Origin of the sequence: Eubacterium sp. BIOML-A2 (genome assembly GCF_009680135.1) — a bacterium.
GTDB lineage: Bacteria > Bacillota > Clostridia > Lachnospirales > Lachnospiraceae > Faecalicatena > Faecalicatena contortus_B.
On the sequence record NZ_WKZK01000004.1, the window covers coordinates 129,888 to 144,606 of the forward strand.

General features: G+C 49.4%; 8 protein-coding genes. 5 read left to right on the forward strand and 3 right to left on the reverse strand.

Annotated elements, in window-relative coordinates:
- Positions 1-77: 77 nt before the first annotated feature.
- From GKG43_RS02750 to GKG43_RS02760, 3 genes are all read left to right on the forward strand, one after another.
- On the forward strand, positions 78-1,478 hold the full coding sequence (locus GKG43_RS02750; protein ID WP_129879242.1) for an FAD-dependent oxidoreductase: 1,401 nt from the start codon (positions 78-80) through the stop codon (positions 1,476-1,478).
- A 202-nt stretch (positions 1,479-1,680) separates the two neighbouring features.
- Complete coding sequence (gene glmM / locus GKG43_RS02755) at positions 1,681-3,027, forward strand: phosphoglucosamine mutase (RefSeq protein WP_050641896.1); 1,347 nt, start codon at positions 1,681-1,683, stop codon at positions 3,025-3,027.
- A 289-nt stretch (positions 3,028-3,316) separates the two neighbouring features.
- A complete protein-coding gene (locus tag GKG43_RS02760) occupies positions 3,317-5,797 on the forward strand; it encodes an excinuclease ABC subunit UvrA (RefSeq protein ID WP_129879243.1) in 2,481 nt (826 codons plus the stop codon).
- 835 nt (positions 5,798-6,632) lie between these two features.
- Here the strand turns inward: GKG43_RS02760 and GKG43_RS02765 are convergent.
- The 3 genes from GKG43_RS02765 to GKG43_RS02775 form a co-directional block, all read right to left on the reverse strand.
- Positions 6,633-9,215, reverse strand: coding sequence for a PEP/pyruvate-binding domain-containing protein (locus tag GKG43_RS02765; protein WP_129879244.1), 2,583 nt, complete (start codon positions 9,213-9,215; stop codon positions 6,633-6,635).
- 174 nt (positions 9,216-9,389) lie between these two features.
- Positions 9,390-10,154 (reverse strand): N-acetylmuramoyl-L-alanine amidase, encoded by a 765-nt coding sequence (locus GKG43_RS02770; RefSeq protein WP_050641891.1) that lies wholly within the window; start codon positions 10,152-10,154, stop codon positions 9,390-9,392.
- A 160-nt stretch (positions 10,155-10,314) separates the two neighbouring features.
- Entirely contained in the window at positions 10,315-11,667 is a 1,353-nt protein-coding gene (locus GKG43_RS02775; RefSeq protein WP_243125857.1) for a hemolysin family protein, read from the reverse strand.
- Positions 11,668-12,926: 1,259 nt separating this feature from the next.
- Between GKG43_RS02775 and murB the strand changes: the two genes are divergently transcribed.
- Both murB and rapZ read left to right on the forward strand, forming a co-directional pair.
- The gene (gene murB, locus GKG43_RS02780) at positions 12,927-13,832 is read left to right on the forward strand and encodes a UDP-N-acetylmuramate dehydrogenase (RefSeq protein WP_050641889.1); all 906 of its coding nucleotides are present in this window, start codon (positions 12,927-12,929) and stop codon (positions 13,830-13,832) included.
- 1 nt (position 13,833) lies between these two features.
- The gene (rapZ, locus tag GKG43_RS02785; protein ID WP_050641888.1) at positions 13,834-14,712 is read left to right on the forward strand and encodes an RNase adapter RapZ; all 879 of its coding nucleotides are present in this window, start codon (positions 13,834-13,836) and stop codon (positions 14,710-14,712) included.
- Positions 14,713-14,719 lie beyond the last annotated feature (7 nt).

Consider the following 14,719-nt stretch of genomic DNA (forward strand, 5'->3'; position numbering starts at 1 on the left):
CCCCCACGCAATTCCCACACACTTCGAATAACTTAGAGGGACATGAAAATTGAATTCAGAGAAAGCTGAGGGATAAGATGAAACAGTATGATGTAATAATTATTGGTGCAGGTCCGTCCGGGATTTTCTGTGCGTATGAACTGAAGCGTCAGAAGCCGGATCTGAGTGTATTGATGGTTGAGAAGGGCCGATGTATTGAAGAGAGACAGTGTCCGAAACGGAAGACAAAGGTGTGCGTAGGCTGCAAGCCCTGTTCGATTACAACCGGTTTTGCTGGGGCCGGTGCGTTTTCTGACGGCAAGCTGTCCCTGTCACCGGATGTTGGAGGAACGCTTCCGGCGATATTGGGGTATGATAAAGCCACGGAAATGATTCACGAAGCGGACAGCATCTACCTGCAGTTCGGAGCCGACGAGAAGGTGTATGGTATTGAAGACCAGCAAGCGATTACTGATATTCGTTCCAAAGCAATCCGTGCCAATCTGAAATTGATAGAATGTCCGATCCGCCATCTGGGGACGGAGGAAGGCTATAAGATTTACACGCGCCTCCAGCATCATCTTCTGGACGCAGGCGTGGAAATCCTGTTTAAAACGATGGTGACGGATATTATCATCGAGGATGGCGTAGTAAAGGGAATCGTGACGGATAAAGGAGACACCTTCTATGCGCCGGAGGTCGTGGCGGGAGTAGGAAGAGAGGGATCCGAGTGGTTCTCACACATCTGCAAGGGGCATGATATCGAGACGAAAAACGGAACAATCGATGTAGGCGTCCGCGTGGAAGTTCGTGATGAGATTATGCAGGAACTCAATGAAAAACTCTACGAAGCGAAATTGGTGTACTATACGCCGACATTTGATGATAAGGTGAGAGTATTCTGTACGAATCCATCCGGTGAGGTGGCAACGGAATATTATGAAAATGGGCTGGCCGTTGTGAACGGGCATGCATATAAATCAAAAGACATGAAAACGCATAACACCAACTTTGCGCTTCTGGTGTCCAAGAACTTTACGGAACCCTTCAAAACTCCGACCGAATATGGGAAACATATTGCACAGCTTGGTAATATGCTGAGCGGCGGCAGAATTCTGCTCCAAAGATACGGTGATTTCCGCAGAGGCCGCAGGACAACGGAGGAGCGTCTGCTACGAAATAATATCACACCAACGCTGAAAGACGCAGTGCCGGGAGATCTGTCACTCGTATTTCCGCACCGGATCATGGTTTCCATCGATGAGATGATCAAGGCTCTGGATAAAGTGACACCGGGAATTGCCAGTGACGAGACCCTTCTGTATGGTGTAGAAGTAAAATTCTATTCCAACAAAGTCATTGTAGATAAAAAATTTGAAACAAATGTTTCAGGTCTGCGCGCCATGGGAGACGGGGCCGCAGTGACGCGGGGACTCCAGCATGCATCAGCCAATGGGATCTGCGTAGCAAGAGCAATTATTGAAAAAATGGAAGGCTAATAATGCACACAAAGACTGACTATGGGGAGAGAGGGCGTTACTATGCGCGGCCTTCGGCCGTGAATAGTAATGACTGAGCAGTCCGGCGTATGTAAAAAAATAGTTGTATCCTGGAGAAGATGAGAATATAATGGTAATAAATGCTGCCATAACAGGAAGCATTATTATATGTAACCAGACAAATTAATAAGAGGAAAAGTATATGGGCAAATATTTTGGGACAGACGGATTTCGAGGAGAAGCAAACGTAGTATTGACAGTGGAGCACGCCTTTAAGGTAGGCCGTTATCTGGGTTGGTATTTTGGCCGGGAGCACAAGGCCAGAATCGTAATCGGCAAGGATACAAGACGAAGCAGTTATATGTTTGAATACGCACTGGCGTCGGGCTTAACCGCATCGGGAGCGGATGCATATCTGCTCCATGTTACAACAACACCAAGTGTATCTTATGTTGTGAGGACGGAAGATTTTGACTGCGGCCTGATGATTTCTGCCAGCCATAATCCATTCTACGACAATGGAATCAAGGTGATTAACGGTCAGGGCCATAAGATGGAGGCCGAAGTTGAAGCAAAGATAGAAGCCTATATTGACGGTGAGATCGAAGAACTCCCTCTGGCAACAAAGGAAGACATCGGCTGCACAATTGACTATGCGGCAGGAAGAAACCGCTATATCGGACATTTGATTTCACTTGCTACCCGGTCTTTTAAAGACATGAAGATCGGACTGGACTGTGCAAACGGAAGCGCATTCAGCATTGCAAAGAGTGTCTATGATGCGCTGGGGGCTAAAACCTATGTCATCAACAATGAGCCGAACGGAACAAATATTAATACCAACTGCGGTTCCACACATATAGAGATACTGCAGCAGTATGTAAGGGAAAAGAAACTGGATGTCGGATTTGCATTTGACGGTGATGCAGACAGGTGTATCGCAGTAGATGGAAACGGCAATGTAGTAGACGGCGACCTGATCCTTTATGTATGCGGGAAGTATCTGATGGAGCAGGGCCGCCTGGAGGATAACACCATCGTTACAACGGTAATGTCCAATCTGGGGCTCTACAAAGCCTGTGATAGAGTGGGCATGAACTATGAGCAGACGGCAGTCGGCGATAAATACGTGTATGAGAACATGCTTCAGAATGGTTACGTGCTGGGCGGGGAGCAGTCCGGCCACATCATATTCAGCAAGCACGCAAGAACCGGAGACGGTGTGCTGACTTCCCTGATGATCATGGAAGTTATTATGGAAAAGAAGCAGAGTCTTGCCAAACTGTGTGAAGATGTAAAAATCTATCCGCAGCTGCTGAAGAATGTCCGCGTGACAGACAAAAAAACAGCGCGTGAAAATCCGGCGGTACAGAAGGCAGTAGAGGAAGTAACCGCAGCCCTGGGCAGCGAGGGTCGCATACTCGTCAGAGAAAGCGGAACCGAACCGGTCATCCGTGTTATGGTAGAAGCTGCAACAGACGAAATCTGTGAAAAGCATGTAAATCAAGTCATCCAGGTTATGGAAAAGGAAGGACTTATTATTGGGTAAGCGGCCGCTGTGAGAGACTGCAAAGCTGCAATGGGTTCGGGAACCGGACGAAACCGGCGATCGGATACAGGACGGCAGCAGTAGGCCGGCGTAATGGAAAAGGAAGGGAAACAGGAGCAGTCCTGTCTCCCTTCCTTTTTCTACGGCCTCCGATAGCACAGACGCAAAAGCCTCAGCGCAGCCCCACTAAAAAAATCCCTCTTCCTCTGTGTGATATTGTATACTGAGATTATGTAACCTGAAAATGGATGTGCGGTGTCCGGCAAAAAGGAAGAAGAGGAGGTATCACATGAGTGATATCAGAATTACTGGTGCGAACGAAGGCAATCTGAAAAATATTTCGCTCCAAATACCCAAAAATAAACTGGTTGTATTTACGGGGCTTTCCGGCTCGGGCAAGTCTACTTTGCTGATCGATGTTCTGTTTCAGGAATGTCAGAGGCAGTATCTCGAGGCAATCACGCTGGAGGGAATCCACAAGCCAGATGTAGAGAACGTTAAGGGAGCTTCCCCGGCCATCCTGATTTCCCAGACGGATGGAAACAGAAATCCCCGTTCTACGGTGGGAACCCAGTCGGATATATATACGGACCTGCGGATGATCTATGAGAAGCTGGGGATGCGTACCTGCCCGCACTGCGGCGGGATTATTTCGGCGGCAGACTGCAGGGAAGAGACGGAGAAGATCAATGCGGATTTCTACGTCTATATGTATTGCAGTAAATGTGGAAAGAGAATGGACAAGATTACCCGCACCTATTTCTCTTTTAATACAAAGGAAGGAGCCTGTCCGGCCTGTGAGGGACTGGGAAAAGTGCATACCGTGAAAAAGGAACAGGTGGTCGATGAAACCCTGTCGCTGGAAAACGGTGCGGTTCGTTTTTGGGAAAAACAATATGGAAAATATCAGACGGGAGTCTTATATGCCGCTTTTGAGCATTACGGTATTTTAGGAGACAAAGACATCCCCGTAGAGCGTTTCAGTGAGATACAAAAAGAGATTTTATACAACGGCATAGACAGCAGCCGGGTTAAAACGGAATTCCCCGGTATCAGTCCTCCTAAAACAACCGCTGCAGGCAGGTTCGAGGGAGTGCTGCCGATATTATGGAGGCGGCTGGCAGATAAGAATGGGGAGGCCAGACAACTGGAGGCGTATTTTGATATTGTCGACTGCCCGGACTGTAAAGGCGAGCGTCTCTGCGAACTGAGCAGAAATGTGACTGTAAATGGCACCCGCCTGCCGGAATTGTCGTTTTATTCTCTGGAACAATTAGAGGACTGGATCGGGCAGCTGGAAGTTTCCATGGCAGAACGGCATGCAGCGCTTGTAAACGCCTATATTCGGGATATAAAGACTAAACTGAACCGCTTTATCAAAGTGGGGCTGGGCTATCTGTCTCTGGACAGGCAGATCGTTACTCTGTCGGGAGGCGAACTGCAGAGACTGCGGCTGGCGGCCGCACTGGATTCGGAATTATCCGGTGTGATTTATATACTGGACGAACCAACTGCAGGGCTCCATCCCAAAGATACGGCGGGACTCCTGGAAATACTAAAAAAGATGCGGGATCTGGAGAATACGGTGCTCGTCATTGAGCACGATACCGATATCATGGCTGCCGCCGATTATATCATAGATATCGGTCCGGGATCCGGCAGACATGGGGGAGAAATCATCGCATCCGGTACCCTGGAAGAGATCATGCGGCAGAAAGCATCCGTGACAGGAACCTATCTTCAGGCGCCCCATCCCGTGAAACAGGATTACCGGAGTGCGCAGGGAAAGATCAGGATTCAGAACGCCGTAAAATATAATCTGGACCATCTTTCCGCAGATATTCCAGTCGGCTGTTTTACTGCCATTACGGGCCCCTCAGATTCCGGAAAGTCAACCCTTATTTTCGAAGTTCTTGCAAAAGGCGGAGCAAAAACAGCGCAAAACCAGGTGCATCCAGGGGAATCAAGCCATCTATGCCCGGCAGGCGGTTCCGCAGTAAAACCGGGGAATCAAGTAAAAGGACTGGAACAATTTGACAGTATCATAGAGATTGGGCAGGCGCCGATCTCGAAAATGAAACGTTCAAATGTGGCAACCTATTCCGGAGTATATACAGAAATCAGGGCGGTCTTCGCCAAAACTGAGTCTGCAAAAAAAGCGGGGCTGACTTCCCGGCATTTTTCATTCAATACCCCAGGCGGCAGATGCGAAAACTGTCAGGGCCTGGGCTATGTGGACAACAATATGCTGTTCTTTGCGGATACAAAAGCCGTATGCCCTGTGTGCAGGGGAAATCAGTTCCGGCAGCAGGTGCTGTCCGTCAAATACAAAGGTCTTTCCATCAAAGACATCCTGGACCTTTCTATAGAAGAAGCCGACGACCATTTTGAGGGCATCCCCAAAATCTCAAAAATCCTGTATCTTCTCCGGGAGGCAGGTTTGGGCTACCTTCAACTGGGCCAAAGCCTGACAACATTATCAGGAGGAGAGTGCCAGCGCCTCAAGTTTGCAAAAGAACTAATCGGGAACAGTTCAGGCAGAAAAAGCCTGTATCTCATGGATGAGCCCACAACCGGCCTGCATCCAATCGACATCGAACACTTCCTGAAACTCCTGAACCGCATAACAGATGCCGGGAATACCGTAGTGGTCGCAGAGCATAACCAGCAGCTCATCCAAAACAGCGACTGGGTAATCGATCTGGGTCCTGGGGGCGGCACAAAAGGGGGGCGGATTATGTTTATGGGGACACCAGACGGGTATTGCTAGACGGAGGGACGCTCCGTGCCAGGATGGACGGGAGGGCTGCGGGGGTGTATATGCCCTTTTAAATTGCGGCCGTTTGCTAAGTGCTCCTAGGGGACAATACTGCCGGGAATGTGGGCACGGATGACACAGCATGGGAAAATTGATATTTTCCCACGCTGGGTCATCCGGAAACATGATTCGGAATCATGTTTCCTCCCACATTCCCGGCAGTATTGTCCCCAAGGAGCACTAAGCGCACTTTGAGCAGTTTAAAAGGGCATATACACCCCCGCAGCCTCCCGTCCATCCGGACACTTCGCTGGTGCATCAAGGCGGATGGTGGGGCATAAACCGGGACGGGCTGGGGACGGGAGCTGCGGATGGGAATGGCTGGGCGTGTAGTTAAGGCCTGGGCGAGGATACGCAATGCAAGTATACATATCTTGAGTATACCTCTTCAGTCGATTCGTTTCTGTATAGGAATTCAATCCGCCGCAACCGTTTTTATACCGTCCGAGATTGCGATCCTTGAACCTACCGGCCGGATGCACGTAGCCTGTGGGGAGCGGGAGGGGAAGGCTGCGGAAACACACGGCGGGTGATTTCGGAAGTGTAGAATGCGCGATTAGAGCCCGTTACATCAAAGCGGGAGCCTCACATGGGCAGAATCTGCTTCCGAAGCAGATTCTGAAACAGCCTGAGCTGTGTAATCCATCAGGATTACGCAGTGAATGCTGTTGGACCATGTGAGGCTCCCGCTTTGATGTTACGGGCTCTTCGCAAATGGAAAGCTTCGAAATCACCCGCCGTGTGTTTCCGCAGCCTTCCCCTCCCGCTCTCCACAGGCGGCCCCTCTCTAAACACAAACCACCCGCTGCCCCACAATATCGGAGTATATCTCCACCCCTTCTGCTTGGAGTTCTGCTACGTGGATGACGTCGGAATAGATTTCTTCTTCTGTGGTTTCTTTTAGCAGGTTCTCCAGGAGGTTTGGGTGTGCGAGTATTTTTCCTTCGTTAAAATGCACCTGGCTGTCCCTCTGGAACAGGGCGATGTAGAAGATGTTGGATTCTACGATATCCTGGAAAAAGTGGCTTCCGTAGGAGAGCTCGGGCATCAGGCCCAGATTCTCGTAGGATACTTCGCAGATGGCATCCATGCTGCACAGGTCTGTGAAACGCACCGGGACACCCAGGGCGGGCGTGGTGGTTCCCCAGCGGCCGGGGCCGATCAGGACGGCGTGGCGGTTCCGAAGCAGACGGTTCAGGGTGCCGATCTGGTTGGCTATGGCATATTTCTGGTGCTCATTCAGCTCCAGGTAAGGTTTAATTTTTACAAAAATGATATAGTGGACCGGAAGACGGACATTTCCACCCATAAAGTTTCCTTTTGAGGAGAAATAGCTGCGGTCCCTGCCCGTATTTTCAGGGAATTCTATGGTTTTTCCAAGACCCTTTGTCTGCAGGGGGCGGCATTGCAGCAGATTGATCCGGTAATCTTCTTGTTTATTGAAGTTGCAGGTGAATTCGATGTCTACGGGATAGTCGTAAGTATGCGATAATACGGCCAGAATATTTTCCAGCGCCCTGGGAAAATCCGTATGCCTCAGCAGGCGGGTGAAACTGACAATGTCCGGAACTTTGCGGCCCGGCTGGCCGATTTCACGGAAATGTCTGGCAAGCTCGTAGTCAGGTTCCATGAAGAGCCGGATATTGGTCTTCAGAGGGAGACCTGCGGTGTCCTCGATGGGCACGGTCTGGAATTCATTTTCCTCCAGATTAATCACATCCACGTAGTGCTGGGAAAATTTCCTTTCATCTCCATAGTTGAGCAGGGGAGGGCGCTCTGGTTTGTCCAGCGCCACAATCCGCGGATAGTCCGAATTAACCCGGTCTACGGCGCGGGTGCCCATTCCGAATACGAGACGCAGCATCCCCTTGGACGGATCGGTGTTCTTATCCCAAACGAACAGATTAGAAGAATTACCAACTCCGGCACAATGGGGGAAGAAGTATTTGCCGTGGTAATCGCCGGATACTCTCTGCACCAGCAGAGCCATCTGCTCGTCCTCGCCTGAGAGGCCTCGGTTCTTGCGGTATTCCAGAGCCTCCTGGCTCATGACACTGGCATACACCTTGCGCACGGCCTCGAGAAAAGCATCATAACGGTCTTCCGGTGATCCCTGGTTGGGACAGAAGAAACTGTCGTATTTTCCGGCAAATGCATTTCCAAAGTTATCTTCCAGAAGAGAGCTGGAGCGGACAATGATGGGAGACTGGCCGTAATATTCCAGCATGACCATGATCTGCTCCTTGATTGCAGGAGGAAAATGCCCGGTCAAAAGCTTTTCCCGAAGTGCGGGAGCCGCACGGAAATATCCTTCCTCCGTCTTTTGTTCCATCCGGAGGCGCCAGCAGCCATTTTGTACAATGTAAGTATAGAACACATCCGAGCCGATATAATAGGAATCGTGCCGCTCCATATGTTCCCGGTAAAAATCCGGGTTTTTCGTTTCCAGTATTTTGCGGGCTAAAAGCATGCCCACCGACTTGCCGCCAATATATCCGGTACCGATCACCCGGCTGCCGATCTGAATCAGATCCGCCAGTGTGAAGTATTCCCTGCTCAGGGAAGCAATTCTGGAGCGCTGTCCGATGAGCAGATTCAGCAGGTTCTCTTTTACATATGCCTGCTCTGCGGAAGCGGCGTTCAGATAGGGCTTGGCCTCCTCAAAGCTTACATCCCAGTAATCCAGCTTTTTAGTATGAATCTGGAGCCTGGAAAATAACTCGGCAGAGCTTGCACTGTCCGTGATGCACTCTGCGCCGGATTCTGTAAGCAGGTGGGGCAGAAACATAACGGGGGAGTAGCGTTCCCAGACCTTCAGCGGATGCAGATAATAGTTTCCGTCTACAAAATAGAGATTCAAAAGAAGCCTCACAGCTTCCCGGATCCGTGCAATGGTATCCTGCGTATGGGCATTCCTGTCAAGCGCAAAACAGGAAACCGTCTCGAATTCCGACAGATAAGGGCAGGCCACCTGAAAGAAATTCCCGATCATCAAATCGGAGCACCAGTGCTGCTGCAGCTCGGTGAGACAGTCGAACAGATAGAAGCAATGCTTCCCCTCTGCCGTGATAATCCGGTATATATCGCTGGTGAAAGATTCAAAACCATGACAGACATCGATGGTATACATTTGAAAATCAGCGCCTTCGTCTTTCAGTGCGGCATCATCCACCAGGGGCGCGTGACTGCCAAAGTGTATATAAAGGATGCGCCTGCGGTCCGCGGCAGCCTGCCTGACAAACTTGCGGGCGGCAAATGCGTAGGACTCCAGAGTGTCCACCTGCCAGATGATATGATCACCGGGCCGGAGGCCGCCGATTACCTCGTCTGCCCCGGCCAGTCCGGTACTTATTTGTTCAATGCTTTCCATAGTTTTCCTCCATTCCTGCATGGACAGCCAATATTATTTCCAGTTTAACACAAATAGAAAAAAAATCAAATGTTGGGAATCCATACATTTCCCGGAGGGTATTGTCCAGGGGCATTCCTGCCATATCGTGGGGAGCTGCATGGCAGGAAAAACCGCAGGCAAAAGGGACAGATGTTATCGGCTGACAATAATGGTTGGATAGCCGGCTCTTTTGAGACGCTGCTCCATGGCTGTTGCATCGTCCAGAGTATCGTAATTGCCGACCTGAACCCGGAAGAATCCGTCCGTATCGACGATAGATGCGGGGAAATCCTGTTCCAGAAGTTCATTCAGCAGCCGGTTCGCATAAGTGGGATTTCGGAAAGCGCCCACCTGTACCTTATATCCCGGCGGATCGATCACCTGATCCATCTCCAGTGTGTCGAGAATCCCGGAAGCGATTGCCTGGGCGATTGCGTCGAAATTGTCATCAAAAAGCTGGTTATCTGTGTTGGAATTGATAAATCCAACCTCTACCAGAACAGCGGGCATTTTTGTGCGGCGGAGCACCACCAGGTTGGGGCGCGCCTTTACGCCGAGATTCACAAATCCTACGGCCTCGAGCTGTTCATTGATATTTTCAGCCATCTCAAGTTTAATTCCGGAGAGATCATATACCAGTGACTCCACTCCTGATACTACGTTGTCTGTGGGAAAAGAGTTCCGGTGTATGGAAATGAAAAAATCCACCCCCGCATTGTTTGCTTCCATTGCTTTTTCATAAGGAGATTCGTATACATCCGTAGTTCTGGTGTATTCTACGTCGATATCATGGTTCTGAAGAATTTCACCAACGGCTAATGTAAGGCGCAGAGTATCGTCTTTTTCCTGGCGTCCATTATATACGGCGCCTGGGTCACGCCCCCCGTGTCCTGCATCTAACATGATTGAATAAGGCATAAGTAAAGATTCCTTTCACATTGTTCTATTTTATGATATGTAGAAAATGCCAGGATGTTCCTGTCTGCCAAAGAAAATCGGACCCCCGCATGGAGCCTGACTGCTTACGCGCAGTTCAGACGCCAATTGGAAGTCCGATAGGATGATTGGCATGGCAGAATTATGATCCGCCGTATTCCTTATGCCGTTCTCCATATTCTTTTTTTGACGGGACGTCATCCGGATCCTCGGATTCTCCGTCCTCTTCATCGATTGCTTTCTTCTCAGGCAGATAGACGTGTACGCTTTCCACCCTGTTCTTATCCAGTGTTTCAACGACCAGCATAATTCCGCTGTCTGTCGTAACCTCGTCACCCACTTCGGGGAGCCTGTCCAGATGCTCTATAATAAAACCGCCGAGGGAGTCATAATCCTCTGACTGCAGTTCCAGGTCCAGACGGTCATTGACATCATCCAGGCTCATGGAGCCTTCGATAATATATTCGTTTTCGCCAAGCTGCTTTACGAAGTCATCTTCTTTCTCGTCATATTCATCATGGATTTCCCCTACGATTTCCTCCAGAATATCCTCCAGAGTAACAAGACCGGCTGTTTCACCGTATTCATCTAGCACAATAGCGATATTAAAAGAGGCATCCCGCATTTCCACGAGCAGCTCGGATATATTTTTATATTCGTAAGTAAAATATGCTTCGCGCAGTATGTTGCGCACAGAAAACTGCTCCGTACTGTCAAAAAGCAGAAGGTCTTTCATATTAATGGTACCGATAACATTATCGGTTGTATCCTCATAAACAGGGAGACGTGTGAATTTGTCTTCTTTGAAAATATCAATCAGTTCTTTATAAGTACTGTTTACATCTGCAAATGTCACGTGTACACGCGGCACCATTACATCCTTGGCACGGGCATCGCCCAGGTCGAACACATTGTAGATCATTTCCTTCTCTTCGGATTCAATGATTCCGTCTTCGTGGCTTACATCCACAATCGTACGAAGTTCGTCCTCTGTCATGGCGCTGTTCTTGGCATTGGGATCAATGCGGAATATAAACAGTATTCCATGTGAGATCAGGTTAATGATGAAGATAAATGGGGTCATCACCACCATAAATGCCCGGATCACCGGGATATAGGCAAGGGACAGCTTCACTGCATTTAAGGTTGCCATGCTCTTTGGAGTAATCTCTCCAAATACGAGGATCGCAACTGTCAGGATTGCCGTTGCAATGCTGACCATGTAACCACCGAAGCTGTAGGCCAGTGTGGTGGCTAATGAGGAAGCGGAAATATTTACAATGTTGTTGCCGATTAAGATTGCGCTCAGCATCTTACGGGAATGTTTTTCCGTAACGTCCAGAACTATCCTGGCACGTTTGTTTCCGTCGTCTGCCAGAGAACGCATGCGGATCTTGCTCACCGTGGTAAGCGCCGTCTCCGCGGATGAAAAAAATGCAGACAGTATCAATAAAACGATTAATATAACAAATTGTATGGCATCACTCGAGTCCAATTATCTGTTCACTCCTTTATTATTTTATTGCGTAATTGCTCAAAGCATGTATACCCCCTAAATATACAACATTCGGGGCTTTTTTGCAAGTGGAGTTTCGTGTGCGGCTTTAGTGGTGCGGTGGGAGGGGGCGCAAAATGAAGGGATAGCCGCCAGCCTCCGAAGGGCACACATGCCGTTCTAAATTGCGGACACAGAACCTAAGAAATTCTAAGAAGCAGCCAGCCGCGAGAGTGGGGCACGGATGGCACATCACGAGAAATTCGATGATTTCTCGCGCTGGGCCATCCGCTTTTATGATTCGGAATCATAAAAGCTCCCCACTCTCGCGGCTGTCTGGTTCTAAGAATTTCTAAGGCCTGCTTTAGCAATTTAGAACGGCATGTGTGCCCTTCGGAGGCTGGCGGCTATCCCTTCATTTTGCTGGGTGCATCCAATCGGCAGATAAGCCTGCCTGCCAGAGTGGGCTCCATGACGGGGGCAGTGTATGGATTCGTTTGGTGATACTGGATAGATCCGGTACATAGAAAGAGCAAGTTATACATTGTTCGGCAGTTTACTGCAGACCTGCCCGTCAGGGTATGTGTTACGGGGTGCCCTTTGGGTATACCTTATTCCGCAATTTACTGCATTGCATGTGCGAAAATTTTGAACAGTAAAAAGTGAGCTCAATTGTAAAGGGGAACTTTTGTGTTTTTACAGCGTAATTGCTCATTTTTCTGTCAGGTACACTCGTGCCGTTAATAAACTAATGGGGCTTTAATGATCCACCAAGCGAATCAATACGCTGCTCCCGTTACGCAGCCTCCCCCAAGATGGGGTCTTAACTACCGTCTGGATACGCCCAGCGAAATGAAGGGATCGCCGAAAGCCTTCCAAATGCACCTATGCCGTTGCGATGTGCTAAAGCGGGCCTTAGAAATTCTTGGAAGCCGACAGCTGAAAAAGCGGGGAGATTTTGTGATCACCAAATCACAAAATCAGGCGACCCAGCGCGAGAAATCATCGGATTTCTCGTGATGTGTCGCCTGTGCCCCGCTTTTTCAGCTGTCGGCTTCCTAGAATTTCTTAGGCTCGTGCCCGCACATCGCAACGGCATAGGTGCATTTGGAAGGCTTTCGGCGATCTCTTCATTTCGCGTCCCCTTCATTTCGCGCCCCCTTCCCTCCGCAAGTCTAAAGCTTGCGTACTAAACGTTGAATTTGGCGGGGGTTTGTTGTATGATTGAGGTGAAAGTTCAAAAGAATTGGAGATCATGTATGAGTTTATACGAAAAATTATGTGACATACTGGGAGAGAAATGCGTTTTTGCAGATGAACCAATGAGCCGCCATACGACATTCCGTATAGGAGGGCCGGCGGATTATTTTGCAGTTCCCTGTGATACCGAAGGCGTAAAAAAGGTCATCGGTTTGTGCAAAGAGGAAGAGGTGCCTTATTATATTCTGGGGAACGGCAGCAATCTTCTGGTGGGAGACAAAGGATATAGAGGCGTTGTGATTCAGATTTATAAAAATATGAGTGGGATACATGCTGAGGAGAATCGGATTTATGCGCAGGCAGGCGCTCTGTTGTCCAGGATAGCGGCGGAAGCTCTTTCGCACAGCCTGAAGGGGTTTGAGTTTGCATCCGGGATACCGGGGACACTGGGCGGAGCTGTGATGATGAATGCAGGGGCCTATGGAGGTGAGATGAAGCAGGTTCTGGAGAGCGTGGTTGTTATGACTCCGGAAGGTGAGGTAAAGACGCTCGGGGAAGATGAGTTGGAATTGGGGTACCGAACGAGTATCGTTGCCAAAAAGAATTATATTGTTCTGGAAGCAGTGATCAGGCTGGAGCCGGGAGATGCCGGTGATATCCGTTCTTATATGGAGGAGCTGAAAGAAAAAAGAGTGTCAAAGCAGCCGTTGGAATACCCCAGCGCGGGGAGCACGTTCAAACGGCCGGAGGGGTATTTTGCAGGCAGGCTGATAGAGGATGCAGGGCTGCGGGGATTTCAGGTGGGAAATGCGCAGGTGTCACAGAAACACTGCGGATTCGTGATTAACCGGGGCGGCGCTACGGCAGCAGAAGTGATCTCCCTGATGGAGCAGGTTGCTGATAAGGTGGAGGCGGCATCCGGCGTCAGGCTGGAGCCGGAAGTGAAACGGATAGGAGAATTCTGAAATGAGATTTGTGATTGTAACTGGTATGTCGGGCGCCGGCAAATCCACTGCGCTGAAGATGCTGGAGGATATGGGGTATTTCTGTGTGGATAATCTGCCCATTCCTCTGATTCAGAAGTTTGCGGAGATGCTGGCGGCGCCGGATACCGAGATAGACAAGGCGGCCCTGGGGATTGATATCCGGGGCGGCCAGGCCTTTAAAGGACTGGAAGAGAAGCTAAAGCAGATTGATGAGCTCGGGCTGGGCTACGAGATTCTGTTTCTGGATGCCGGGGATGATGTTCTGGTTAAGCGTTACAAGGAGACCAGGCGGCAGCATCCTTTGGGCGGAGCAGGGCACATTGATATTGGCATTGCAAAAGAAAGAGAAAAAATTGCGTTCTTAAAAATGCAGTCCACGTATATACTTGATACAAGCAAGATGCTTACACGAGAGCTGCGGCTGGAGCTTGAAAAAATTTTTGTGGAAGGGAAGGATTTTAAGAACCTTTATATCACGGTGATGTCGTTTGGATTTAAATATGGGATCCCGCAGGATGCCGACCTGGTGTTTGATGTCCGTTTTCTTCCCAATCCATATTATATTATGGATTTGAGGCCGAAGACAGGCAATGACCAGGAAGTGCGCGAATATGTAATGGACAATGACAAAGCCAGGGAATTTCTGGGGAAATTAACTGAAATGATGGAATTTTTAATACCCAACTATATACTGGAGGGAAAAAATCAGCTGGTGATTGCCATAGGATGTACTGGCGGCAAGCATCGGTCCGTTACGCTTGCAAACGCCCTGTACCAGTTTCTGGAGCCGAAGGAAAGTTATGGAGTGCGTATCGAACACCGGGATATTGGGAAAGATGCTATAACGAAGGCGAAATAGGAGAGAG